Annotated in this window: 22 protein-coding genes and 1 pseudogene; 6 read left to right on the top strand and 17 right to left on the bottom strand. The window is 72.0% G+C overall.

The genetic code is table 11. The features are described from left to right. Positions 1–42: 42 nt before the first annotated feature. Positions 43–771, bottom strand: a pseudogene (locus tag HGAM_RS21095) (ABC transporter transmembrane domain-containing protein); the annotation flags it as partial. A 136-nt stretch (positions 772–907) separates the two neighbouring features. Continuing rightward, entirely contained in the window at positions 908–1,669 is a 762-nt protein-coding gene (gene hisF / locus HGAM_RS15515) for an imidazole glycerol phosphate synthase subunit HisF (RefSeq protein ID WP_019146419.1), read from the bottom strand. 54 nt (positions 1,670–1,723) lie between these two features. Between hisF and HGAM_RS15510 the strand changes: the two genes are divergently transcribed. Beyond that, a complete protein-coding gene (locus tag HGAM_RS15510; protein WP_019146418.1) occupies positions 1,724–2,059 on the top strand; it encodes a hypothetical protein in 336 nt (111 codons plus the stop codon). Here the strand turns inward: HGAM_RS15510 and priA are convergent. After that, positions 2,056–2,781: a bifunctional 1-(5-phosphoribosyl)-5-((5-phosphoribosylamino)methylideneamino)imidazole-4-carboxamide isomerase/phosphoribosylanthranilate isomerase PriA gene (gene priA, locus HGAM_RS15505; protein ID WP_019146417.1), complete on the bottom strand. Its 726-nt coding sequence runs from the start codon at positions 2,779–2,781 to the stop codon at positions 2,056–2,058. The genes HGAM_RS15510 and priA overlap by 4 nt on opposite strands. Before the next feature lie 208 nt (positions 2,782–2,989). On the opposite strand from priA, the gene HGAM_RS15500 reads away from it, so the two are divergent. Beyond that, on the top strand, positions 2,990–3,679 hold the full coding sequence (locus HGAM_RS15500) for an alpha/beta fold hydrolase (RefSeq protein WP_019146416.1): 690 nt from the start codon (positions 2,990–2,992) through the stop codon (positions 3,677–3,679). 3 nt (positions 3,680–3,682) lie between these two features. Here the strand turns inward: HGAM_RS15500 and hisH are convergent, their stop codons facing one another. The 5 genes from hisH to HGAM_RS15475 form a co-directional block, all read right to left on the bottom strand. Beyond that, on the bottom strand, positions 3,683–4,315 hold the full coding sequence (hisH, locus tag HGAM_RS15495) for an imidazole glycerol phosphate synthase subunit HisH (RefSeq protein WP_019146415.1): 633 nt from the start codon (positions 4,313–4,315) through the stop codon (positions 3,683–3,685). After that, a complete protein-coding gene (hisB, locus tag HGAM_RS15490; protein ID WP_019146414.1) occupies positions 4,312–4,911 on the bottom strand; it encodes an imidazoleglycerol-phosphate dehydratase HisB in 600 nt (199 codons plus the stop codon). The genes hisH and hisB overlap by 4 nt, the downstream gene beginning before the upstream one ends. Then, complete coding sequence (locus HGAM_RS15485; protein ID WP_019146413.1) at positions 4,908–5,987, bottom strand: histidinol-phosphate transaminase; 1,080 nt, start codon at positions 5,985–5,987, stop codon at positions 4,908–4,910. Before HGAM_RS15485 ends, hisB begins: the two co-directional genes overlap by 4 nt. A gap of 162 nt (positions 5,988–6,149) precedes the next feature. Beyond that, a complete protein-coding gene (gene hisD, locus HGAM_RS15480; RefSeq protein WP_038951894.1) occupies positions 6,150–7,445 on the bottom strand; it encodes a histidinol dehydrogenase in 1,296 nt (431 codons plus the stop codon). Between the two features lie 83 nt (positions 7,446–7,528). Next, complete coding sequence (locus tag HGAM_RS15475; protein ID WP_019146411.1) at positions 7,529–10,237, bottom strand: M4 family metallopeptidase; 2,709 nt, start codon at positions 10,235–10,237, stop codon at positions 7,529–7,531. 96 nt (positions 10,238–10,333) lie between these two features. Here HGAM_RS15475 and ybaK point away from each other — a divergent pair, with 96 nt between their 5' ends. Continuing rightward, positions 10,334–10,807 (top strand): Cys-tRNA(Pro) deacylase, encoded by a 474-nt coding sequence (gene ybaK, locus HGAM_RS15470; protein ID WP_019146410.1) that lies wholly within the window; start codon positions 10,334–10,336, stop codon positions 10,805–10,807. A gap of 12 nt (positions 10,808–10,819) precedes the next feature. Here the strand turns inward: ybaK and HGAM_RS15465 are convergent, their stop codons facing one another. From HGAM_RS15465 to HGAM_RS19725, 4 genes are all read right to left on the bottom strand, one after another. After that, positions 10,820–11,314, bottom strand: coding sequence for a hypothetical protein (locus tag HGAM_RS15465; protein ID WP_019146409.1), 495 nt, complete (start codon positions 11,312–11,314; stop codon positions 10,820–10,822). Further along, positions 11,311–14,838, bottom strand: coding sequence for a DNA polymerase III subunit alpha (gene dnaE / locus HGAM_RS15460; RefSeq protein WP_019146408.1), 3,528 nt, complete (start codon positions 14,836–14,838; stop codon positions 11,311–11,313). The genes HGAM_RS15465 and dnaE overlap by 4 nt, the downstream gene beginning before the upstream one ends. Positions 14,839–14,958: 120 nt before the next feature. Then, positions 14,959–15,765 carry an ABC transporter permease gene (locus HGAM_RS15455; RefSeq protein WP_019146407.1) on the bottom strand — a complete coding sequence of 269 codons (807 nt, stop codon included), beginning with the start codon at positions 15,763–15,765 and terminating at the stop codon, positions 14,959–14,961. After that, entirely contained in the window at positions 15,762–16,757 is a 996-nt protein-coding gene (locus tag HGAM_RS19725; RefSeq protein WP_019146406.1) for an ATP-binding cassette domain-containing protein, read from the bottom strand. Before HGAM_RS19725 ends, HGAM_RS15455 begins: the two co-directional genes overlap by 4 nt. Before the next feature lie 176 nt (positions 16,758–16,933). Here HGAM_RS19725 and HGAM_RS15445 point away from each other — a divergent pair, with 176 nt between their 5' ends. After that, the gene (locus HGAM_RS15445; RefSeq protein ID WP_019146405.1) at positions 16,934–17,338 is read left to right on the top strand and encodes a hypothetical protein; all 405 of its coding nucleotides are present in this window, start codon (positions 16,934–16,936) and stop codon (positions 17,336–17,338) included. 38 nt (positions 17,339–17,376) lie between these two features. Continuing rightward, on the top strand, positions 17,377–19,005 hold the full coding sequence (locus HGAM_RS15440) for a S24 family peptidase (protein WP_147543788.1): 1,629 nt from the start codon (positions 17,377–17,379) through the stop codon (positions 19,003–19,005). Here HGAM_RS15440 and HGAM_RS15435 read toward each other — a convergent pair. Further along, entirely contained in the window at positions 19,002–20,225 is a 1,224-nt protein-coding gene (locus HGAM_RS15435; protein WP_019146403.1) for a pyridoxal phosphate-dependent aminotransferase, read from the bottom strand. The genes HGAM_RS15440 and HGAM_RS15435 overlap by 4 nt on opposite strands. A 214-nt stretch (positions 20,226–20,439) precedes the next feature. Between HGAM_RS15435 and HGAM_RS15430 the strand changes: the two genes are divergently transcribed. After that, positions 20,440–21,426 carry an endonuclease domain-containing protein gene (locus HGAM_RS15430; protein ID WP_019146402.1) on the top strand — a complete coding sequence of 329 codons (987 nt, stop codon included), beginning with the start codon at positions 20,440–20,442 and terminating at the stop codon, positions 21,424–21,426. An 84-nt stretch (positions 21,427–21,510) separates the two neighbouring features. On the opposite strand, the gene HGAM_RS15425 is transcribed toward HGAM_RS15430, so the two are convergent. The 4 genes from HGAM_RS15425 to HGAM_RS15410 form a co-directional block, all read right to left on the bottom strand. Next, positions 21,511–22,446: an RluA family pseudouridine synthase gene (locus HGAM_RS15425; protein WP_019146401.1), complete on the bottom strand. Its 936-nt coding sequence runs from the start codon at positions 22,444–22,446 to the stop codon at positions 21,511–21,513. Further along, positions 22,443–22,982, bottom strand: coding sequence for a signal peptidase II (lspA, locus tag HGAM_RS19720; protein WP_020692339.1), 540 nt, complete (start codon positions 22,980–22,982; stop codon positions 22,443–22,445). The genes HGAM_RS15425 and lspA overlap by 4 nt, the downstream gene beginning before the upstream one ends. An 88-nt stretch (positions 22,983–23,070) precedes the next feature. Beyond that, positions 23,071–23,475 carry a DUF6578 domain-containing protein gene (locus HGAM_RS15415; protein WP_315968834.1) on the bottom strand — a complete coding sequence of 135 codons (405 nt, stop codon included), beginning with the start codon at positions 23,473–23,475 and terminating at the stop codon, positions 23,071–23,073. A gap of 43 nt (positions 23,476–23,518) precedes the next feature. After that, positions 23,519–23,920, bottom strand: a complete 402-nt coding sequence (locus tag HGAM_RS15410) for a TraR/DksA family transcriptional regulator (RefSeq protein ID WP_019146398.1) — start codon at positions 23,918–23,920, stop codon at positions 23,519–23,521. Between the last annotated feature and the right edge of the window lie 25 nt (positions 23,921–23,945).

Genomic DNA, 23,945 nt, shown 5'->3' with positions numbered 1-23,945 from the left:
GAACAGGTAGGCGACCTGGACGACGTCGCCCGGCTCGGCGGCCCCGCTCGCGACCCGGCCGACGCCGAGCACGATGACGAGCAGGATGCCCAGGTTCGGCAGCGCCTCGAGCAGCGGGTCGAACACGCTGCGGATGCGGCCGACCTCGATGTTGGCGTCGCGCAGCCGCTCGGTGGCGGTGCGGAACCGCTCGGTCTCGTCCGCCTCGCGGCCGAGCGACTTCACGACGGTGGCGCCGTCGAAGGACTCGTGGGCCACGGCGCTGACGTCGCCACGCAGGGACTGCGCGCGGGCGGCCTTGGGCGAGAGCCAGCGCTGGTAGAAGACGTTGATGCCGAACAGCGCCGGGAACACGACGAGGCCGACCAGGGTCAGGACGACGTCCGCCTCGACCATGGCGACGATCGCGGTGAGCAGCATCGCGACGACGCCGAGCGCCATCGGCAGCGGCATGAAGACCGCCCACGTGGCCTCGACGTCGGCGTTGGCGTTGCTCAGCAGCTGCCCGGTCGGGTGGCGGTGGTGCCACGACATCGGCAGCGACAGGTACTGGCGGGTGACCCGGCGGCGGTAGTCGGCGATGAGCCGGTAGTAGACCAGGCCGCCGACCAGGCGGCGGCCGACGATGCCCAGCGCGCGCAGCACCGCGACGCCGATGAACAGGAACACCGCGGTCCACAGCGCGCCCTCGGCCACGTCGCCGCGCTCGAAGGACGGCCGGATGACGTGATCGGTGGCCCAGCCGAGCACCCAGGCGTCCGCGACGGTCATGGCGCCGTAGAGCAGGCTGCCGACCACCGAGACCGTGAACCACCACTTCTGGGCGACGATGCCGCGACCCAGCAGGCCGAAGCCGCGCCGCATGATGCGGTCGTCGGTGCCCGTCAGGTCGTCGGGCGCCGCGGTGTCAACGGACATGGATTCCTTCGCGGCGCAGGCTGTCCTTCACCTGTCCGATGGTCAGCTCACCGAAGTGGAACACGCTGGCGGCGAGCACGGCGTCGGCCCCGGCGTGCACGGCAGGGGCGAAGTGCTCCAGCCGACCGGCGCCGCCACTCGCGACGAGTGGCACTCTCGTAACGCTGCGGACCGCCCGAATCATTTCCAGGTCGAAGCCCTGCTTGGTGCCGTCGGCGTCCATCGAGTTGAGCAGGACCTCGCCCACGCCCAGCTCGCCGGCCTGCTTGACCCACTCGACGGCGTCCAGCCCGGCCGAGCGGCGTCCGCCGTGGGTGGTGACCTCGTAGCCGCTGGGCTGCTCGTCGCTGCGTCGCGCGTCGACGCTCAGCACGAGCACCTGGTTGCCGAACCGGCCGGTGATCTCGGCGATGACCTCGGGGCGCGCGATGGCGCCGGTGTTGATGCCGACCTTGTCGGCGCCCGCGCGGAGCAGGCGGTTGACGTCGTCGACCTCGCGCACGCCGCCGCCCACCGTCAGCGGGATGAACACCTGCTCGGCGGTGCTGCCGACGACCTCGAACGTGGTCGAGCGGTCGTCCGAGGACGCGGTGATGTCGAGGAACGTCAGCTCGTCGGCGCCCTCGGCGTCGTAGACCTTGGCCATCTCGACCGGGTCGCCGGCGTCCTGGAGGTCGACGAAGTTGACGCCCTTCACGACGCGGCCGGCGTCGACGTCGAGGCAGGGGATCACACGGACGGCGAGAGTCACCCCCGCAATCTATCGGGGCCCACCGACGTCCCCGGCGGGCGCTAGGGTCTGCCCGTGCCGATGACCCAGCGCTGCGACGAGTGCCGAGAGCTGTTCGACCCCGAGACGGAGGGGCCCCTGCTCCTGGCCGTCCGTCGCGGCGTGGACGCCGACGAGTGGGACGACTCCTGGATCGTGTCCGGCACCCGGCTGGACCTGCGGTTCTGCTCGCAGGCGCACGCCGCCGAGCACCTCGCCCTGCGGAGGCTGCCCGACGTCCCCGAGGAGGCGGACGACGAGTCCAGCGACCTCGGCGAGACCGCGGTGGTCGTCCTCGTGCTGGGCGCGTTGGTCGCGCTGCTGCTCGGTGCCGGCTACGGCTTCCTCGAGCTGGTCCGGACGGTGCTCTAGACCTCGGCGACGGCGGTGAGCGCCTCGGGCAGCGTGAACGCGCCCGCGTAGAGCGCCTTGCCGACGATGGCGCCCTCGACGCCGATGCCGGTCAGCGACGCGATCGCGCGCAGGTCGTCCAGGCTGGACACGCCGCCGGAGGCGACGACCGGCTTGTCGGTGACGTCGCAGACCTGGCGCAGCAGGTCCAGGTTCGGGCCCTGCAGCGTGCCGTCCTTCGTGACGTCAGTGACGACGTAGCGGGCGACGCCGTCGCGCTCGAGCCGCTCGAGCACCTCGAACAGGTCCCCGCCGTCCTCGGTCCAGCCGCGCGCGGCGAGGGTGCGGCCACGCACGTCCAGGCCGACGGCGATCTGGTCGCCGAAGCGGGCCACGGCGCTCTTGCACCACTCCGGGTCCTCCAGCGCGGCGGTGCCGAGGTTGACCCGGCGACAGCCGGTGGCGAGCGCGGCCTCGAGCGAGGCGTCGTCGCGGATGCCGCCGGAGAGCTCGACCTTCACGTCCAGGCGGCCGACGACCTCGGCCAGCAGCTCGCGGTTGGAGCCCTTGCCGAACGCGGCGTCCAGGTCGACCAGGTGGATCCACTCCGCGCCGTCGGTCTGCCACTGCAGGGCGGCGTCGAGGGGCGAACCGTACGTCGTCTCGCTGCCGAGCTCGCCCTGGACCAGGCGCACGGCCTGTCCGTCGGCGACGTCGACTGCGGGGAGGAGCTCGAGAGTCACCGGGTGATCGTATCGGCCGCCGCTCCCCCGCCCGCCCGCCGGTGCGCGGCGTGGACGCGAGGGCTTCGGCCGTGCGCGGCGGCGGAGACTTAGCGTCCACGGCGTCCGGGCGGCGGTGAGCCGGCGTCCACGCCGTGGTGCGCGGTGGACGCAGGCTCACCGCTCCGAGGCCCGTGACCTTGTCGGACGTCGCGCCTACGGTGTGACCATGGCCACCTTCGTCCTCGTCCGCGGTTTCTGGCTCGACGCGTCGTCCTGGCGCCACCTGGTGCCGCTGCTCGAGCAGCGCGGCCATCGCGTGCTGCTGGCCAGCCTGCCCGGCACCGGTCCCGACGACGACCGCAGCGGCGTCCGGCTCGCCGACCACGTCGAGGCCGTGCTCGACGCCGTCCGGGCGGCCGACGAGCCCGTGGTGCTGGCCGGCAGCAGCTTCTCCGGGCGCCTCGTGCAGGTGGTCGCCGAGGAGCACCCCGAGCTGGTGCGGCTCGCCGTGTTCGTCGACTCCTCCCCCATGCCGCTCGACCCGTCCGGAAGTCCGGAGCCGTCCGGCGACGAGGTGCCGTTCTCGTGGGACGAGCTGAGCGAGCCCGAGCAGCGCGACCTGTCACCGGAGCTGCGCGCCGAGATCGAGCAGGCCGCTGTCCCGTTCCCCGCGCAGGTCGCCCGCGACGGCTGGGACCTCTCGGCCGGGCGACGCTTCGCCGTGCCTGCGCTCGTCGTGGCGTCCGGGTTCGACGAGGCGCAGCTCGAGACGTGGAGGCGCGAGTACCCCGCGGTGGCCGACGAGCTCGACGGCTACGACGACCTGACGATCGCCTGGCTGCCGACCAGCCACTGGCCGCACCTCACCCGTCCGGACGACCTGGCCGAGATCCTGCTCGACGCCGTCGCCGACTGAGGCCTAGAGCGTGCCGACCCAGTTGCGCAGCAGCTGCGCGCCGGCGTCGCCGGACTTCTCGGGGTGGAACTGCGTCGCCCAGAGCGGGCCGTTCTCGACCGCCGACACGAAGCGCTCCTCTCCGTAGGCCGTCCAGGTGACGACCGGCTGCGGGAACGACGGCGGCGGGTCGAGCAGCCACTCGCGCACCCCGTAGGAGTGCACGAAGTAGAACGACGCGTCCTCCAGGCCCTCGAACATCCGCGACCCGGCGCCGGGCTCGACGGTGTTCCAGCCCATGTGCGGCACGACCGGTGCCTGCAGCTGCTCGACCGTGCCCGGCCACTCGCCGCAGCCATCGGCGCGGACGCCGTGCTCGATGCCCTGGGCGAAGAGGATCTGCATGCCCACGCAGATGCCCATGACCGGACGGTTCGCGATGAGCCGCTTCTCGATCAGCCGCTCGCCGTCGACCGCACGCAGCCCCTCCATGCAGGCCGCGAAGGCGCCGACGCCGGGGACGAGCAGGCCGTCGGCCTCCAGGGCGACGTCCTGATCGGTCGTCAGCACGACCTCGGCGCCGGCGCGCTCGACGGCGCGGACGGCCGAGCGCAGGTTGCCCGAGCCGTAGTCGAGGACGGCGACCTTCGCCGTCACAGCGCTCCCTTGGTGCTGGGGATGCCGGTCTCGCGCGGGTCCAGGGCCACCGCCTCGCGCAGGGCGCGCGCGAGCGCCTTGAACTGGCACTCGGCGATGTGGTGCGGGTCGCGGCCGGCGAGGAGGGTCATGTGCATCGTCAACCCCGCGTGGTGGGCGATCGATTCCAGGACGTGCGAGGTCAGCGACCCGACGTACTGGCCGCCGATGATCGCGGTGATCTGGCGCTCGGGCTCGCCGGTGTGGACGAAGTACGGGCGGCCCGACACGTCCACGACGCAGGTGGCGATCGCCTCGTCCAGCGGGATCGTGGCGTTGCCGTAGCGGCGGATGCCGGCCTTGTCGCCGAGCGCCTCGCGCAGCGCCTCCCCGAGGGAGATGGCGGTGTCCTCGACCGTGTGGTGGGCGTCGATGTGCAGGTCGCCGACGCTGCGGACCGTGAGGTCGATGAGCGAGTGGCGGCCCAGCGCCGTGAGCATGTGGTCGTAGAACCCCACGCCGGTGTCGATGTCCGTGCGGCCCGTGCCGTCGAGGTCGACCTCGACGACGACGTGGGACTCGGACGTTTTTCGCTCGATGCGAGCCGTACGGGTCATCTCGAAGCCACCTCCGTCAGTGCCTGCTTGAACGCTTCCATCTCGGCCGGCGTGCCGATCGACACCCGCAGCCATCCGTCGGGTCCAGTCTCCCGGATGAGCACGCCGCGGTCCAAGACGCCCTGCCAGACGGCGTGCCGGTCGTCGAACCGGCCGAACAGGACGAAGTTGGCGTCCGACGGCGCCACCTCGAAGCCCTGCTCGGTGAGCCAGGCCGCGGTCTCGTCGCGCGTGCGGCGCAGCTGGTCGACCTGGCCGAGCAGCTCGTCGCGGTGGCGCAGGGCGGCGACCGCCGTCGCCTGCGAGACCGCCGAGAGGTGGTAGGGCAGCCGCACGATGCGCAGCGCGTCGATGATCGCCGGGTCGGCGGCGACGTAGCCGAGCCGGCCGCCGGCCAGCGCGAACGCCTTGCTCATCGTGCGCGTGACCAGCAGCCGCGGGAACTCCGCGAGCAGCTCCAGCGCACTCAGGACGCCGTCGCGACGGAACTCGGCGTACGCCTCGTCCACCACCACGACGCCGGGCGCCGTCTCGAGCACGGCCCGCGTGTGGGCGGGGTCGAGCGCGGTGCCGGTCGGGTTGTTCGGGCTGGTGAGCACCACGACGTCCGGCTGCTCGGCCTCGATCAGCGCGAGCGCGGCGTCGACGTCGATGCCGAAGTCGTCGCGTCGGCGTCCGGCCACCCACCGCGTGTGGGTGTTGCGGGCGTACTCGGGATACATCGAGTACGTCGGGGCGAACGACAGCGCCGTGCGTCCGGGACCGCCGAACGCCTGCAGCACCTGCTGCATGACCTCGTTCGACCCGTTCGCCGCCCACACGTGGGTCGAGGTCAGGCCGTGGCCGAGGTAGTCGGCCAGGCCCTCGCGCAGCGCGGTCGCCTCGCGGTCGGGGTAGCGGTTGAGCCCCAGCGCGACGTCGCGCACCGCCGCGGCGATGTCGTCCGCGGCGGCCGCGCTCGGACCGTACGGGTTCTCGTTCGTGTTCAGCTGCACCGGCACGTCGAGCTGCGGGGCACCGTACGGCTCCTCGTCGCGCAGCTCCTCGCGCAGCGGCACCCAGTCGGGAACGCTCATCGCGCCGCCGCCTGAAGAAGAGCACCGTAGGACGACGGCGCGACTCGTGACATCAGATCGTTCACTCGCTGGCGCTCGCTCATCGCGCCGCCGCCTGAAAAAGAGCACCGTAGGACGACGGCGCGACTCGTGACATCAGATCGTTCACTCGCTGGCGCTCGCTCATCGGGCGGTACGGATCGAGACGGCGGCACCGTGACCGGGCAGGTCCTCGGCCTCGGCGAGCGTGACGACGTGGCCGCCGACCTCGCGGAGGGCGTCCTCGGTGTAGGTGACGACCTGCATGTTCTTGCAGAACGCCCGGACCGACAGCCCCGAGGAGTGGCAGGCGCAGCCGGCCGTGGGCAGCACGTGGTTCGAGCCGGCCGCGTAGTCGCCGAGCGACACCGGCGCGAACGGACCGACGAAGACGGCACCCGCGTTGACGATGCGGGCCGCGTCGGCGGCGGCATCTCGCGTCTGCACCTCGAGGTGCTCGGCGGCGTAGGCGTTGGCCACGTCGACGCCCTGGTCGGTGTCACGCACCAGCACGACGCCGGACTGACGTCCGGTGAGCGCGGTGGTGACGCGCTCGGCGTGCTTGGTGGCGGCGACCTGGGACTCGAGCTCGGCCTCGACGGCGGCGGCCAGCGCCTCGCTGTCGGTGATGAGCACCGAGGCGGCCATCGGGTCGTGCTCGGCCTGGCTGATCAGGTCGGCAGCGACGAACGCCGCGTCCGCCGTCTCGTCGGCGACGATCGCGATCTCGGTGGGGCCCGCCTCGGAGTCGATCGCGACCTGGCCGCGGACGAACCGCTTGGCCGCGGCGACGTAGATGTTGCCCGGTCCGGTCACCAGGTTCACCGGGGCGCACGACTCGGTGCCGTAGGCCAGCATCGCGACGGCCTGGGCACCACCGGCGGCGTAGACCTCGTCGACGCCCAGCAGCGCGCACGCGGCGAGGATCGCCGGGTGCGGCGCGCCGCCGAACTCGGCCTGCGGCGGCGTGGCGATGGCGATGGACGGCACGCCGGCCACCTGCGCCGGGACGGTGTTCATGACCACGGTGCTGATGAGCGGCGCGAGCCCGCCGGGCACGTACAGGCCGACGCGCTGCATCGGGACGATGCGGCGCTCGACGACCGCTCCGGGCGCGACCGTGGTGGTGACGCTGTGCTCGAGCTCGGCCTCGCAGGTGGCGCGCAGCCGGGTGATCGACTGCTCGAGCGCGGCGCGGACATCGGGGTCGAGCGAGGTCAGCGCCGCGGCGATCTGCTCGGCCGGGACGCGCAGGGTCGCGGGACGGACGCCGTCGAAGCGCTCCCCCAGGGCCAGCACGCCCTCGTCGCCCTCGGCGCGCACCTGCTCGCAGATGGCCGAGACAGCCTGCAGCGCATGGTCGATGTCGACCTCGCCGCGCGGGACGGCGGCGGCGTACTCGCGGGGGTCGTCGACGGGACGCAGGTCGATCTGTCGCAGGAAGGGCACCGGTCGATCCTACCGGCGCCCGTCACGCCTGCGTCCGCCGCTCGACGCGGTGGACGCAGGCGCAGGACGTCCGCTCAGCGGCGCACCTTCGCGGTGCTCCGCGAGGTGACCGTGCGCGTGACGTGGTCCTTCAGACGTCCGGTGACCCGCACCGAGATGCGCCGGCCCCGGTCCTTGGCCACGAGCCGGTACGACGACCGGGTCGCGCCCTTGATCGGCCGCCCGTTGCGCAGCCACTGGTAGGACGACCGGGTGCTTCGCGGCGTCCAGCGCACGGACGCGCGCAGGCGCGTGCCGACGGTGGCCTTGCCCCGCACGGCGGGGCGGCCGGCTCGCAGCACGCCCTGGACCCGTCCGGTGAGGCCCGAGACGACCGTCCTGGCCGCGAACCCCGGCTTGGCTCCGGTCACGCGCACGCGCAGCTGTCGGCCGACGTCCTGGGTGGTGGGCACGTAGGTGCGCTGCTTCGCCCCGGCGATCGGCGTGCTGCCGCGCAGCCACTGGTAGCTCAGCGCGACCGGCGCGGGACCCCACGCCCGCGGCGTCACGGCGGCGAGCCGGGAGCCGACCCGCGGCGTCCCCTGCACGGCGGCCGTGCCGGCCGTCAGCCGACCGACCGGACAGGTGTAGACCGTCGCCTGGCGGACGTACCAGCCCTGCTCGAAGCCCGTGTCGTCCGCGCTGAGCGCCAGGGCGACGTCGACCGTCCCGGACGCGCTCGTGCGCAGCCCGGTCAGGTCGACCCGGCTGGACGTCCAGCCCCGGCTGGAGCCGGCGAAGCCGACCACGTCGCTGCCGAACAGCACGCCACTCGGACCGTTCGCCCAGCGCGACGCGGCGAGCGTGTCCGGGCTGGAGGTGTCGACGATGCCGCCGTCGTAGTGCTCTCCGGTCTCGGGGTCGGTCTCGAAGGCGAACCAGTGCTCCAGGAACAGGTAGGTGAGCTGCTGCGGCCTCAGCGCGACGCCGCGGGTGATCAGCGGCACGGTCCCGCGGCCCATCGCCGCGTAGTCGTCGGCGTACCAGGCCGTCTCTCCGGGTGCGGGCACCGCGAACGAGGGGTCACGAGGAACCTGCTGCCAGATCTCGGGAGCCGGCGTCTCGAAGTCCTCCAGGGTGCGGACGACGGTGGGCTTCGTGCCGTCGGGGCACGTCATGGACGCCGACGGGTCCTTGCCCAGGTTCGCCGGGCGCTTGGCGAGCTGGGTCGCGGCGACCGCCCTCTGCACCTGCGTGCAGTCGCCCGCGGTGAAGCCCTCGGTGCCGACCAGCCGCTGGCAGGTGGCGACGAGCGTGCGTCCGAGCGCCGCGTAGTCGCTGGCGCTGCCGAGCGAGCGGATCGTGTCCAGGTACAGCAGCAGCGTCTTGGTGCGCGTCGGGTCACCGGCATCGATGCCGGTCACGGTCTGGCCGCCGAAGCTGCCGCCGCGGGAGATGAGATAGGCGGTCTTGTTGCCCACGCCGCTGTTGAGGTGCACGCCCTCGGCGTCCGAGGCGTCGGTGTGCCAGAAGCGGCTCGCGGTCGAGTCCGGGTCGCCGGCCACCGTCGGGTTGCTCATGCTCCGGACGGCACCGCCCGGCAGGTCCTCGCCCAGGTGCCAGGCCGAGTCGTCGTCGCTGCCGCGGCGCTGGTCGAGCAGCTCGCCGACGACGTCGGCCATCGACTCGTTGATGGCGCCCGGCTGACCGAAGTAGAACAGGTTGGACGTGTGCTGCACGAACCCGTGGGTCATCTCGTGGCCGACCACGTCGTCGGCCGCGGCGAAGCCCTGGCCGTAGAGCATCTGGCTGCCGTTCCACGCGGCGTTCGGCCACGGGCACGGCTCCTGGTCGGTCTCGGGCCGGGTGTCGTCGAGCGGCTCGCAGAAGCGCACGGTGGCGGCGAGCCGGGATCCGTCCGGGACGGTCGACAGCATCGCGGCCAGGTCGACGCCGGCCGACGCGTACATCGCGGCCACCTCGCCGGCCAGGTCGTAGGCCAGGTCGACGTCGGTGACGCCGGTCGCGCCCTGGCCCTCCTGACGGGCGAACCCGTCGGTGCACGACTCGCCCGCGCCGCGCACGTTCGCGGCGTCGCAGACGACCCGGTCGAGGTGCTGGACCAGGTCGACCACGCGGACGACGCCGCCGCTGCGGTCGTCAAGGTAGACGTGGCGTCGCACCTCGAGCCCGTTGCCGACCTCGACCTCCCAGGCGGTGGCCGCCCCGGCCGGCAGCTCGAACAGGGCCGGGTCGAGCACGACGCGGCGGGCCGACGACACGCGGACGTCCGCGCCGGCCTGCTTGCGCACCACGGCGAGGGCGCGGGCCTCGGCGTCCGCGCGACCGACCTGCGGCGTCTCGACCTGCGGGACGTCCACGACGCTGGCCTGGACGCTGGCGAGCGAGCGGTCGTCCTCGAGCACCATGACGACCTCGCCGCCGAGGACGGGCAGCCCGTCGGCCTGCTGCTGGGAGCGCACCACGTCGCCGCCGGACGCGAGCGGGGTCGTCGCGACCACGTCGAAGTCGGCATCGTCTACGCCGAGGCCGGCACCGTAGCGGTCCAGGTGGGACCGGGCGGCGGAGCGCGGCGACGTGCTCGGCCCCACGCGCGGGTTGTCGAGGCTGTCGCCGGCCCGGGTGGACGCGAACACCCGGCCGCCGCGGTCGCGCTGCACGGTGACCGGGCCCTCCGCGTCGCTGGTGAGCGGGTCGGACGCCTGCGCGGTCCCGGGCACGAGGGCCAGGCCCGAGGCGGCCACCGCGAGGGCGACGGCGCGAGCCAGGGCGGAGGAAGGCATGGGGTTCCCTTTCGGCAGGCGGGCGACACGACCTTAGTCGTGCCAGGTCCTGCCGGTCCCCCGTTCGCCGGCATCCGGCGTCGCTAGGGTGACGCCATGGCTTCGGGCACCCCCGCGACGGCGCTGCTGACGCGCCTGGGCATCGACTTCACCGAGCGCCCCTACTCCCACGATCCCCGCGCCGAGTCGTACGGGCTCGAGGCCGCCGAGGCGCTCGGCGTCGACCCCGACCGGGTGTTCAAGACGCTCATGGTCGACGTCGACGGGGAGCTCTGCGTCGGCGTCGTGCCGGTCTCGGGCTCGCTGGACCTCAAGGCGATGGCCGCCGCACTGGGCGGCAAGAAGGCGCAGATGGCCGACAAGGACGCGGCGCAACGGGCCACCGGCTACGTCCTGGGCGGCATCTCCCCCGTCGGGCAGAAGAAGACGCACCGCACCGTGCTGGACGAGACCGTCGAGCTGCACGACACCGTGCTCGTGTCCGGCGGACGCCGCGGGCTCGACATCGAGCTGGCGCCGGCGGACCTGCAGCGTGTCACCGACGCCGTGCTGGCCGACGTCGCGCGCTGACCGGGACGCCGGCTAGCGCGGGACCGGCACCTCAGGCTCGGGCTCGGGCTCGCGGTCGCCGACGGCGGTCGCGGCCAGGAGCCCGACCAGCCCGGCGGCGGCCCACACCACGGTGGGCACGACGTTGCCGATGCCCAGCTGCTGCGGCACGGTGTCGCCGGCGGCCAGACCGGTGAGACCGGCCGGGTCCGGCGGGCCCAGGGTGCGGCCGACGGCGAACGCCACGGCGGCGGCGACCAGGCCGGCCACGATCGTCACGGCCACGCCACGAGGCCCGCGCACGAGGTGCGCGACCAGCACCCCGAGCGGCACGCACACCACGACGCCGACGAGCAGGTAGAGCAGCACGACGTCGATCGCGGCGGTCGAGGCGCGCTCAGTCAGGACGATGCCCTGCTCGCGGACCTCCAGCAGCGCGGGATCGGCCAGGCCGGCCCACACCGCGCCGCCGAGGGCGCCGAGCAGCACCGCGAGGACCAGCAGGCTCGCGACCGGACGGCGCCTCATGACAGGCAGCTCGGGCCGAGGAGCTCCTTGAGGTCCGCGATCAGGGACGACGACGGCGTCACCCGCAGCCCCCGGTCGAGCCGCATGAGCTTGGTTCCCTGCGCGCTCTGCAGCCGCAGGTGCACCTCGGCGGTGCCCGGGTAGGAGCCGAGGACGTGCTTGAACTGCGCGATGGTGTCCTGCGTGCAGCGCGCCACCGGCAGCGTCACGACGATCGGGCCCTCCGAGCCACTCGTGCTGAGCGTCGGCTGGGTCACCTCCATCGCGCTGACCTCCAGGCCCTCGTCCTTGCGCTTCACCCGGCCCTTGACCACGACGATCGCGTCCTGCACCAGCGACTGGCCGGCCAGCGTGTAGGCGGACGGGTACACGAGCACGTCGATCGCGCCCTCGAGGTCCTCGAGGGTGACGATCGCCCAGGTGTCGCCCTTCTTGGTCATGCGCTTGGACACCGCGCTGACCAGGCCGCACAGGCGCACGGTGGAGCCGTCGGGACGGTCGGCGTCGGCGTTCAGCTCGCCGATGGTGCAGTCGCTGCTGGCCCGCAGGACGTGCTCGAGGCCGAGCAGCGGGTGGTCGGAGACGTACAGGCCGAGCATGTCGCGCTCGTAGGCCAGCAGCTGGGTCTTGTCCCACTCGGGGATGGTCGGGACGGTGATCGTGACGCCGGCGAGCTCGTCGTCGGTGCCGCCGAACAGCGAGTCCTGGACGTCCGAGCCCTTCTTGAGCACGCCGTACTGGTCGACGGCGTCCTCGGCGATGGTGACGAGCGCGCGGCGCTGGTGACCCATCGAGTCGAAGCCGCCGGCCTTGATGAGCGAGTCGACGACGCGCTTGTTGCAGACGCGGTCGGGCACCTTCTGCAGGAAGTCGGTGAAGGACGTGAACGTGCCCTTCTCCTGCCGGGTGGCGACGATCTCGGCGACGACGTTCTCGCCGACGTTGCGGATGGCGGCGAGGCCGAAACGGATGTCGGTGCCGACCGAGGCGAAGTTGGCCACCGAGTCGTTGACGTCCGGCGGCAGCACCTTGATGCCCATGCGGCGGCACTCGTTGAGGTACACCGCCGACTTGTCCTTGTCGCCGCGGACGCTGGTGAGCAGCGCGGCCATGTACTCGGCCGGGTAGTTGGCCTTGAGGTAGGCCGTCCAGTACGAGACGACGCCGTACGCGGCCGAGTGCGCCTTGTTGAAGGCGTAGTCGGAGAAGGGCAGCAGGATCTCCCACAGCGTGGTGATCGCCTTCTGCGAGTAGCCGCGCTCGAGCATGCCGGCCTGGAAGCCCGCGTACTGCTTGTCGAGCTCGGACTTCTTCTTCTTGCCCATGGCGCGACGCAGGTTGTCGGCCTGTCCGAGCGAGAACCCGGCCAGCACCTGGGCGATCGCCATGACCTGCTCCTGGTAGACGATCAGGCCGTACGTCTCGCCCAGGACGTCCTTGAGCGGCTCCTCCAGCTCGGGGTGGATCGGGTCGATGTTCTCGCGGCCGTTCTTGCGCCGGGCGTACTTGTTGTGCGAGTCCGCACCCATCGGGCCGGGGCGGTAGAGCGCGCCGACGGCCGAGATGTCGGCGAACTTGTCCGGCTTCATGCTGCGCAGCAGTGCGCGCATGGGGCCGCCGTCGAGCTGGAAGACGCCGAGGGTGTCGCCGCGCGACAGCAGCTCGAACGTGGCCGGGTCGTCGAACGGCAGGTCCTCCAGGACGACCTCCTCGTCGCGGTTGGCCTTGATGTTGACCAGGGCGTCGTCGAGCACCGTGAGGTTGCGCAGGCCCAGGAAGTCCATCTTGACCAGGCCCAGCGACTCGCACATCGGGTAGTCGAACTGGGTGATGATCGCGCCGTCCTGCTCGCGCTTCATGATCGGCACGATGTCGAGCAGGGGCTCGCTGGACATGATGACGCCGGCGGCGTGGACGCCCCACTGCCGGATCAGGCCCTCGAGGCCCTTCGCCGTCTCGACCACGGTGCGGACGTCGGCGTCCTGCTCGTACAGGGAGCGGAACTCGCCGCCATCGCCGTAGCGCTTGTGGTCGGGGTTGAACAGGTCGCCCAGCGGGACGCCCTTGCCCATGATGTCCGGCGGGAGCGCCTTGGTGATGCGCTCGCCCATCGCGAACGGGTAGTCGAGCACCCGGCTGGCGTCCTTGACCGCCTGCTTGGACTTGATCCGGCCGAAGGTGGCGATCTGGGCGACGCGGTCGCTGCCGTACTTGTTCGAGACGTACTGGATGACCTCGCCGCGCCGACGCTCGTCGAAGTCGATGTCGAAGTCGGGCATCGAGGGGCGCTCGGGGTTGAGGAACCGCTCGAAGATCAGGCCGTGCTCGATCGGGCACAGGTCGGTGATGCGCAGCGCGTAGGCGGCGATCGAGCCGGCGCCCGAGCCACGGCCCGGCCCGACGCGGATGCCGTTGTCCTTGGACCAGTTGATGAAGTCGGCGACCACCAGGTAGTAGCCGCAGTAGCCCTTGGTGCGGATGACGTCGAGCTCCATCTCGACGCGGGCGCGGACCTCATCGGTCAGCTTCTCGCCGGGGTAGCGCTGCTCGATGCCGCCCCAGACCTGCTTGACGAACCAGGACTCCTCGGTCTCGCCCTCGGGCACGTCGGCGCGCGCCATGTAGCCGCCGGTGGACTCGGTGAACTCCACCTCGCAGCGCTCGGCGATGAGCAGCGTGTTGTCGCACGCCTCCTTGAGCCCGTGCTTGTCCTCCCACAGCTCGCGCATCTCGGCCGGGGACTTGATGTAGTAGTCCTGGCTGTCGAACTTGAACCGGTTGGGGTCGGACAGGTTGCTGCCGGACTGGACGCACAGCAGCGCCTCGTGCGCCTTGTACTCCTCGGGGTGGGAGTAGTGCGAGTCGTTCGTGGCGATCGGCGGGAGGTCGAGGTCCTTCATCAGGCGCAGCAGGCCGTCGCGCACCCGGGTCTCGATGCTCAGGCCGTGGTCCATGAGCTCGAGGAAGAAGTTGTCCTTGCCGAAGATCTCGCGGAACTCGGCCGCGCTCTCGCGCGCCTTCTCGTAGTTGCCGATGCGCAGCCAGGTCTGGATCTCGCCCGACGGGCAGCCGGTCGTGGCGATGATGCCCTTGGCGTACTCGGCCAGCAGCTCGCGGTCGGCGCGCGGCTTGTAGTAGTAGCCCTCGAGGCTGGACCGGCTGGAGATCCGGAACAGGTTGTGCATGCCCTCGGTGGACTCAGCCAGCAGCGTCATGTGCGTGTAGGCGCCGCCACCGGACACGTCGTCGTCGCCGCCCTTGTTCCACTGCACGCGCTTCTTCTCGCTGCGGTGCGTGTTGGGCGTGAGGTAGGCCTCCATGCCGATGATCGGCTTGACCCCGGCCTTCTTGGCCTGCGCGTAGAAGTCGTACGCACCGTGCACGTTGCCGTGGTCGGTCATCGCGATGGCCGGCATCTCGAGCTGCGCGGTGCGCTCGAACATCTGCCCCAGGCGCGCCGCCCCGTCGAGCATCGAGTACTCCGTGTGGACGTGCAGGTGCACGAAGGACGAGTCGCTCGGCATGGGTGCGAGGGCCTCCTCAGGCAGGGACGAACGACGGCACGCAGGGCGTGTGCCAGGCCGCTTCGGGGAAGGGCTCCAGCCTACGTCAGGCCACCGACGAGATCGGCAGGCGCGCCCCGCTCAGCGCATCGTCGACAGCCGGTACTGACGGATCGACAGCGGCACGAACACGACGAGGATCAGCACCACCCACAGCAGCGTGTAGAGCACCGGGTTCTGCATGCTCCAGACGTCCGGGACGGGCACCGCGTCGCTGGTGTTGCCGAACAGCTCGCGCACCGCCTGGGTGAGCGACGACACAGGGTTCCACTCCACGAACTTCTGCAGCCCGGGCGGGAACGACTCCAGCGGCACGAACGCGTTGGAGACGAACGTCAGCGGCATGATGACGATGAACGAGGCGTTGTTGATCACCTCGACGCTCGGCACCAGCAGGCCGACGTAGCCCATCACCCAGCTGATCGCGTAGGCGAACACGATGAGCAGCAGGAAGGCACCGAGCGCCTCGAGCGCGGACTCGCGGATGCGCCAGCCGACCAGCAGGCCGGTGAGCGCCATGATGATCAACGAGAGCACGTTGTAGACGATGTCGGACGCCGTGCGGCCGACCAGCACCGCCGACCGCGACATCGGCAGCGACCGGAACCGATCGATGATGCCCTTCTGCATGTCCTCGGCCAGGCCGGCGCCGGTGAACGTGGCCCCGAACACGACCGTCTGCGCGAAGATGCCGCCGATGAGGAACTCGCGGTAGTTCACGCCGCCGCCCGGGTCGATCGCGCCGCCGAAGACGTACGCGAACAGCAGGACGAACATGATCGGCGAGAGCAGGACGAAGACCAGGATCTCCGGCACGCGCTTGATCTTGATCAGGTTGCGCTTGGCCACGACCCAGCCGTCGGTGGCGACGCGGACGGCGCTGGTCATCGCGCCACCTCCTCGGACTCGGTGCGGGCGTCGTCGTCCTGCTGCTGCTCCTCGGCCGGACGGCCGGTGAGCGTCAGGAACACGTCGTCGAGCGTGGGCCGGCGCAGGCCGACGTCCAGGACGTCCACCCCCACCCGGCGCAGGCCCTCCAGGACGGTCATGAGCCGGCCGGCCCCGTCGCCCTCGACCGCCGCGGTGACGCCCCGGCCGTTCTCGTCGGTCTGGACCTCGCCGAGGGCGACGGTCGCCAGCACCTGGGCGGCATCGCCCCGGCGGGCCGGGTCGGCGACGACGACCTCGATGCGTTCACCGCCGGTCTGGGACTTGAGCTCGTCGGCGGTGCCCTGGGCGATCGCCCGGCCGTGGTCGATGACGACGATGTCGTCGGCGAGCAGGTCGGCCTCCTCCAGGTACTGCGTCGTGAGCAGCAGCGTGGCACCGGACGAGACCAGGTCGCGGATGACCGACCACATCTGCTGGCGGCTGCGCGGGTCGAGGCCGGTGGTCGGCTCGTCGAGGATGAGCACGGGCGGCTCGGCCACGAGCGCGCCGGCCAGGTCGAGCCGTCGCCGCATGCCGCCGGAGTACGTCTTGGCCGGACGGTCACCGGCGTCGGCGAGGTCGAAGCGCTCGAGCAGCTCGCGCGCGCGGCGTCCGGCCCGGGCCCGGGGCATGCCGTAGAGCCGGCCCACCATCTCGAGGTTCTCGTAGCCGGTCAGGTGCTCGTCGACGGCGGCGTACTGGCCCGAGAGGCCGATGCGGCTGCGGACGCCGTCGGGGTCGGCCAGCACGTCGACCCCGGCCACCTCGGCCGAGCCGGCGTCGGGAACGAGCAAGGTGGCCAGGATGCGCACCGCCGTCGTCTTGCCGGCCCCGTTGGGCCCGAGCAGGCCCAGCACCGTGCCCTGCGGCACGGTCAGGTCGAGGCCGGCCAGGGCCTCGACCTCCTTGTAGCGCTTCACCAGTCCTCTGGCGCGGATCATGTCGGTCATCGCGGACTCCCTCGTGGTCTGCGTCACATGCTCACACCAGGGTCTGACAACCGTCGAGGACGGTTGCGCGACCCACACGGTTCTGGCCCCACGTACCTGGGATCTTTGCCGCGAAAACCGTCTGGCCCGGGTTCCCGGGTCTAGCGTGCGACGGGTTCCGACTCCTGAGGAGAACCATGAAGAAGCCGCTCGCCCTCGCCCTCGCCGCCGGCATCACCGCGGCCGGCGCCGTCCTCTCGTCCGCCGCGACGCTCGGCGGTCTCGGTGGGCCCGACCTCGGTGCCGACACCGACACCGTCGCCTCGTGCGACACCGACGGCGTCTCGGTGGACTACACCACGACGTACGACACGACGGCCGGCCAGTACGTCGTGAGCGGACTGACCTTGCAGGGCGTCGCTGCCGCCTGTGCCGGCCAGGACGCCGAGGTGACCCTCGCCGGCGCCAGCGGCACGCTGGGCAGCGGCACACGGACCGCCCTCGCCGGCACGAACGTCACCGTCCCGCTGAGCGCCACCGCGCCGGCCACGGCGATCCGCGCCGAGGACGTCACCAAGATCGCCGTCGTCATCAGCGGCTGACCTCGGAGACGACGGCACTTCCAGGACGGGAGCGGCGGGTGTGGAGACGTGTGGCCCACCGGCTCGTCGCGGCGTGCGCCTGGGCCGCTGTGCTGCTCGTCCTGGCGACGAGCGTCCGCTGGCCGGCGATCGGCCTGGACGAGCCCCGCCTGCGCCTCAGCGTCGTGTCCGGGACCTCGATGCTTCCCGAGTACGAGCAGGACGACCTGCTCGTCACCTGGCGTTCCGGCCCGTACTCCGAGGGCGACGCGCTCGTGTACCGGGTGCCGGAAGGACACGTCGGAGCCGGGGTGCACGTCGTCCACCGGATCGTCGCCGTCAACGCCGACCGGACCTACTCGCTGCAGGGTGACAACAACCGTGGCCAGGACGCGTGGACGCCGAACGACGCCGACGTCCAAGGACGCGTGCTCGTCCTGCTCCCGCACGCCGGGGCCGTGGTCCGGTGGGTGCTGTCCCCGCTCAGCCTCGCTCTGCTGTCCGGCCTCCTGGTCGGCGCCAGCGTCTGGTCGTGGGCGACCGACGGAGCCGGTTCGAGCGGCGGAGGGAACCGCTCGCGGCGCACCCGCCGGCGCCGGGAGCGAGGCGAGCCGTCTCGGCGCTCCCGGCCGGCTGCTCCCCTCGCTCGGCGACGGCTGGTCGCCCTGGTGCTCGCGTCGGGGCTCGTGCTGGTGGGCACCGTTCCGGGCACGGCAGCGACCCTCGGCGGCCTGCGTCCCGACAGCCTGTTCGCCCTGTCGCGGCCGGCCCACGTCACGACCTCGCCGGTCACCTACACCCAGACGGTCACCCAGGACTGGGTCACCGGCTTCTGCGTGTCGATCACCGTGACGAACCGCAGCACCGTTCCCCAGACCTGGCAGATCACGATCCCGATGGATCCGCCCTTCGACAGCAGCACCCAGCCGAGCAGCGGCCAGCTGCGCACCGTGTCCTGGAGCCGCACGTCGTGGGTCGTCCGTGGTCCGTCGAACGCGCCGACCCTCGCCCCAGGAGCCAGCCACACCGCGCAGTGGTGCGGCACCCGGACCCCGCCCCCAGTCGTCCCGGGCGATCCCCGCGTCGCCGTCGCGGTCCGCGTCACGCCGGCGCCGAACCCCAGCTCCTCCACGTGCGTCGACGTCGACGTCACGACGACCTCGGCGTCGTTCGTCAGCTGGGAGGCGATCATCGACCGCACGACGCCGGGCCTCACCGACCCGGTCCTCTGGCTCGGCGCCGCCCCGACGCCGCTGCAGGTCGCGACGGTCCACCAGTGGGACGCCGCGGCCGGACGGGTGACGTTCCGCGGCAGCAGCCCGTCCACCGCCGTCGTGCGAGCCGACACGCCACGGACCTTCCGGTACTGCTACCCGATGAACGCCACCGCCCCGCTCGTCGAGGCGGCGGCGACGGTCGCCGTCACCAGCGCGTGGGGCACCACGAGCTACTGCGCCGAGGTCACGGTCATCACCACCTCGACGACCTGGCAACGCTGGCAGGCCACGCTCGGCCCGACCACCCCCGGCATCACCGATCCGCGTCACCGCCTCCTGCGCGTTCCGGAGTCCCAGGGCTCGACCACGACGTCGTTCGCCGCCGGCACCTGGGTCGTCCGTGGCGTCAGCCACAACCAGTTCGTCCGGGCGGGCAACCCGGTGACGTTCACCTACTGCCAGTCCGGCTAGACCTGCTCGTAGGAGGACAGGAAGCTGCCCAGCCGCTGGATCGCCTCGGCCAGGTCGCGCGCCCACGGCAGCGTCACGATGCGCAGGTGGTCGGGGTCGGGCCAGTTGAAGCCGGTGCCCGGCGTGATGAGGATCTTCTCCTTCATCAGCAGGTCCAGCGCGAGCTGCTGGTCGTCCTTCACCGGGTACATCTCGCGGTCCAGCCGCGGGAAGGCGTACAGCGCGCCGCGTGGGGCCACGACGCTGACGCCGGGGATCTTGCGCAGCTCGGTGACCGCGGTGTCGCGCTGCTCGAGCAGGCGTCCGCCGGGCAGGATCAGCTCCTTGATCGACTGGTAGCCGCCGAGCGCCACCTGGATCGCGTGCTGTGCCGGCACGTTCGGGCACAGCCGCATCGACGCGAGCAGGTTGACGCCCTCGAGGTAGCTCGACGCGTGGTCGGTCGGGCCCGACACGACCATCCACCCCGCCCGGTAGCCACAGACGCGGTACGCCTTGGACAGGCCGTTGAAGGTCAGCGTCATGACGTCCGGCGCCACGCTCGCGAGCGGGACGTGCTCGGCGTCGTCGTACAGGATCTTGTCGTAGATCTCGTCGGCCATGAGCACGAGACCGTGCTTGCGCGCCAGCTCGGCGATGCCCTCGAGCGTCTGGCGCGAGTAGACCGCGCCGGTGGGGTTGTTGGGGTTGATCACGACGATCGCCTTGGTGCGGTCGGTGATCTTGGACGCAAGGTCCTCGAGGTCGGGGTTCCAGCCGTTCTCCTCGTCGCACCGGTAGTGCACGGGGCGGCCGCCGGCCAGGTTCGTCACCGCCGTCCACAGCGGGTAGTCCGGCACCGGGATGAGCACCTCGTCGCCGTTGTCGAGCAGCGCCTGGAGCGCGATCGAGATCAGCTCGGAGACGCCGTTGCCCAGCCAGACGTCGTCGATGTCGAGGGCCGGGAAGCCGTCCTGCAGCTGGTAGTGGTGCACGACCGCACGGCGCGCCGACAGGATGCCGCGCGAGTCGGAGTAGCCCTGCGCCACGGGCAGCGCCGCGATGACGTCCTGCAGGATCTCGGCCGGCGCGTCGAACCCGAACGGCTGCGGGTTGCCGATGTTGAGCTTGAGGATGCGGTGGCCCTCGGCCTCCAGCTGGGCGGCTCGTGCGCTGACCGGTCCGCGGATGTCGTAGAGGACGTCCCTCAGCTTCTCGGACTGCTGCAGCGCACGGGTCATGCGCCTCATTGTCGCACTGCGCACCCGTCGCCCGGGTGGGACGTCCCTCACTCCCCCAGACTCGCGCAGGTCGCCTGCGCGCGGCTCGCCTTCGCGCTGAGTGTGACGTTTCGGGGGTCTGCCGGGCGATCCGAGCCCCGGAACGTCACGCTCAGCGGGACGGCATGTGGACGACGTCCGGCGCGATCGAGCGGAGCCGAGCCACGCTGCCGCCATGGACGACCCGATCCTGCTGACCCGTCGTACGGCGGAGGCCCTCGCCGCCGGGACGACGGCCGACGTCCTGCGCGGGCCGTCCTGGACCCGCTCCGGGCACGGCGTCGTCCGCCCGGCGGACGCGCCGACCTCCGAGCTGCTCGAGCACGTCGCCCACGCCGTCGCCGTGGCCGGCCGGCACGGCGTGGTCGGTGGCTGGGCCGCCTTGGCGCTGCTGGGCTGCGCCTGGTTCGACGGACACACCGCCGAGGGCCTGCGGCCTGTGCTCGTCCACTGCCCACCGGGCACCCAGGTGCGGCGGCGGTCCGGCATCGAACCGTTCCGCGGGACGCTCCTGCCGGACGAGGTCCTCCATCTGGAGTCGTACCGCGTCACCTCGCCGGCCCGCGCCGCGTTCGACGAGATGCGCACGGCCCGCGACGTGCGCGACGCCGTGGTCGCCCTGGACATGGCGGTCTCGGCGACGTCGCGCCTGCCGCACACGACGCTGCGGCGGGTCCGTGCGGTCGTGGCCGCGCACCACAAGGTGCACGGCTTGGTGCAGGCCCGTCGCGCCCTCGAGCTCGGAAGCGAGCGGTCGTGCAGTCCGTGGGAGACGCGGACCCGCTTGGTGGCCGAGCTGGACGCCGACCTCGGACGTCTGGAGGTCAACGTGCCGGTCTTCGATCTCGGCGGGACGCTGCTGGGCGTGGTCGACCTGCTCGACCGACGCCGCGGGCTGGTCGTCGAGGTCGACGGCGACCACCATCGCGAGCGCGAGCAGCACGCCGAGGACAACCGGCGCGAGGAGCGGCTGGAGCAAGCGGGCCTGGTGGTCGTCCGCGTCTCGTCGCTCGACCACCGGGACCGATCGGCCCTCGTACGAAGGCTGCGACGTGCCGCGAGCCACGCGGCCCGGACTGGTCCGGGCACCTGGACGACTCTGCAGCCGGCGTGGTGGCACGAGTGGCCCGGCGCCCATCGCTGGGGGTCCGGCTCCCGTTGAGTGTGACGTTTCGGGGCTCCAACGGGCCCCATGACCCCCGAAACGTCACACTCACCGGGAAGGCGAGGCCTCTCCCGGGTGGGGCTACGACAGGTCGCGGACGCGGTCGAGCGCCTGCTGCAGGTCGTCGGGGTAGGTCGACTCGAACTCGACGTACTCGTTCGTGCGCGGGTGCAGGAAGCCGAGCTTCACCGCGTGCAGCCACTGGCGCTCCAGGCCGACCTTGCGGGCCAGCACCGGGTCGGCGCCGTACTGCAGGTCGCCGACGCACGGGTGCTTGATCGCGCTCATGTGCACGCGGATCTGGTGCGTACGGCCGGTCTCGAGCTTGATCGTCAGCAGCGACGCGTAGCGGTGCGCCTCGAGCGTGTCGTAGTGCGTGATGCTCGGACGTCCGTCGGCCTTCACCGTGAACTTGAAGTCGTGCTTGGGGTGGCGCGCGATGGGCGCGTCGATCGTGCCGGTGTGCGGGTCCGGGTGGCCCTGGACGAGCGAGTGGTACGTCTTGTCGACGGTGCGCGTGCGGAACGCCTGCTTCATCACCGTGTACGCGTGCTCGGACTTGGCCACGGCCATGAGACCGCTGGTGCCGACGTCGAGCCGGTGCACGATGCCCTGGCGCTCGGGCGCGCCGGACGTGGAGATGCGGTAGCCAGCGGCGGCGAGGTGGCCGAGCACCGTCGGGCCCTCCCAGCCGACGCTGGGGTGTGCGGCGACGCCGATCGGCTTGTCGACCACGACGAGGTCGTCGTCGTCGTGCACGATGCGCATGCCCTCGACCGCCTGCGCCACGACCTCGGCGGTGCGCGGCGCCGGGATGGACGCCTCGAGCAGCGCGCCGGGCTCGACCCGCTCGGACTTCATCGGCGGCTGGCCGTTCAGCAGGACGTGCCCCTCGGCGACCAGCTCGCTGGCGCGGGTGCGCGACAGGCCGAGCAGCCGGGCCAGGGCGGCGTCGACCCGCTCGCCGGCGAGTCCCTCCGGGACGCGCAGGACCCTGTGCTCCATGGGGGTGCTCATGCGCCGTCCTCGACCTTCTGGCCGTCCAGGCCGACTCCGCGCAGGGTGCGCCACACGATCACGACAGCGGCGAACGTCAGGGCGACGTCGGCCACGTTGCCCACGAACGGGCCGTAGTCCAGGAAGTCCACGACGTGGCCGCGCATCACGGCCGGCTCGCGGAAGATGCGGTCGGTCAGGTTGCCGATCGCCCCGCCGAGCAGCAGGCCCAGGCCGATGGCCCAGCCGCGGTCACGCAGCCGGGACGCGGCGCGGACGACCACGACGGCCACCGCGACGGCGACGATGCTGAGCACGATCGTCATCGACGTGCCCATGCCGAACGCGGCGCCGGGGTTGCGGACGAACGTCAGGTTCAGCACCGGGGGCAGCACCTCGATCGAGGGCTCGCCCTGCAGCCGGTCCACCGCCCACAGCTTGGAGAGCTGGTCGAGCACCCACACGCCGAGGGCGACGAGGGTGAAGGTCAGGACGTATGGCCGCGAGCCGGGGCCGTCTCCGGCCGGGGTCAGCGACGCTCCTCGCGCTGCTTGCATGTTGACGCCGAGTCTCCCACACGAGGCGAGCCGGACCCGAACCCGCGACCGGCAGCCCGCGAGTCACCGTCCACGCCGGACGGCTCGGTCATGCCCGATCGACGCCGTCGAGCTGCAGGTCGACGACCCATCCGTTGAAGGTCAGGCCAGGGCGCGCCGCTCGCTCGATGCCTCCGTCGTACCGGTCCACCGCGGAGAGCACGGCCGATCCCGGGACGGGAAGCAGGAGACGTCCATCGTCGGAGTCCGGGCGGTAGTCGCACCATGAGCGCGCGATGGCGACGACTCGTCCCGTCACCTGCGGGAGGTCCTCACCGTCCGGATGGTGCTCCTCGGCATGGGTGACGCGCGCAGCAACCTGCGGCCCGAGCGCCGCCTCCAACCAGTCGCGGTCCGGGTCGTCGTCCAGCTGCCAGGTGACGTCGTCACCGACCGCGAACGCCTCGCCGCAGCACTCCATCTGCCACGCGTCGACCCAGACCACCGCATGCATCTGGCTCACCGGGTCCGTGGACGGGCTCCCGGGCGCGGCAGGCTCAGCGACGCTCCTCGCGCTGCTTGCAGGTCACGCAGAGCGTGGCACGCGGGAACGCCATGAGCCGCATCTTGCCGATGGGCTGCCCGCACGACTCGCAGTCGCCGTAGACGCCCGAGCCGAGCCGCTCCAGGGCCTTCTCGGTCTGCACCAGCAGCATCCGCTGGTTGGCGGCGAGGCTCATCTCGGAGTCGCGCTCGAGCGCCACCGACCCCTCGTCGGCCTGGTCGCGTCCGGCGCCGTCGGCGCCGTCGCGCAGCAGGTCCTGCAGCTCCTGCGCCGACAGGTCCAGCTCGCGGCGCAGCCGCTCCAGGTCGTTGTGCAGCTCGGCGCGGACCTCGTCGCGCTCGGCGTCGGTCCAGGGCTCCTCGCCCTCGCGCACGGCCAGCTTCTCGGTGGGCATGCCCGGACAGTAGACCCGCCCCGGT

The organism is Aeromicrobium massiliense JC14 (genome assembly GCF_000312105.1).
GTDB lineage: Bacteria > Actinomycetota > Actinomycetes > Propionibacteriales > Nocardioidaceae > Aeromicrobium > Aeromicrobium massiliense.
The sequence above is the reverse complement of the archived record's forward strand: the minus strand, read 5'-3'. Positions and strand labels throughout refer to the sequence as shown.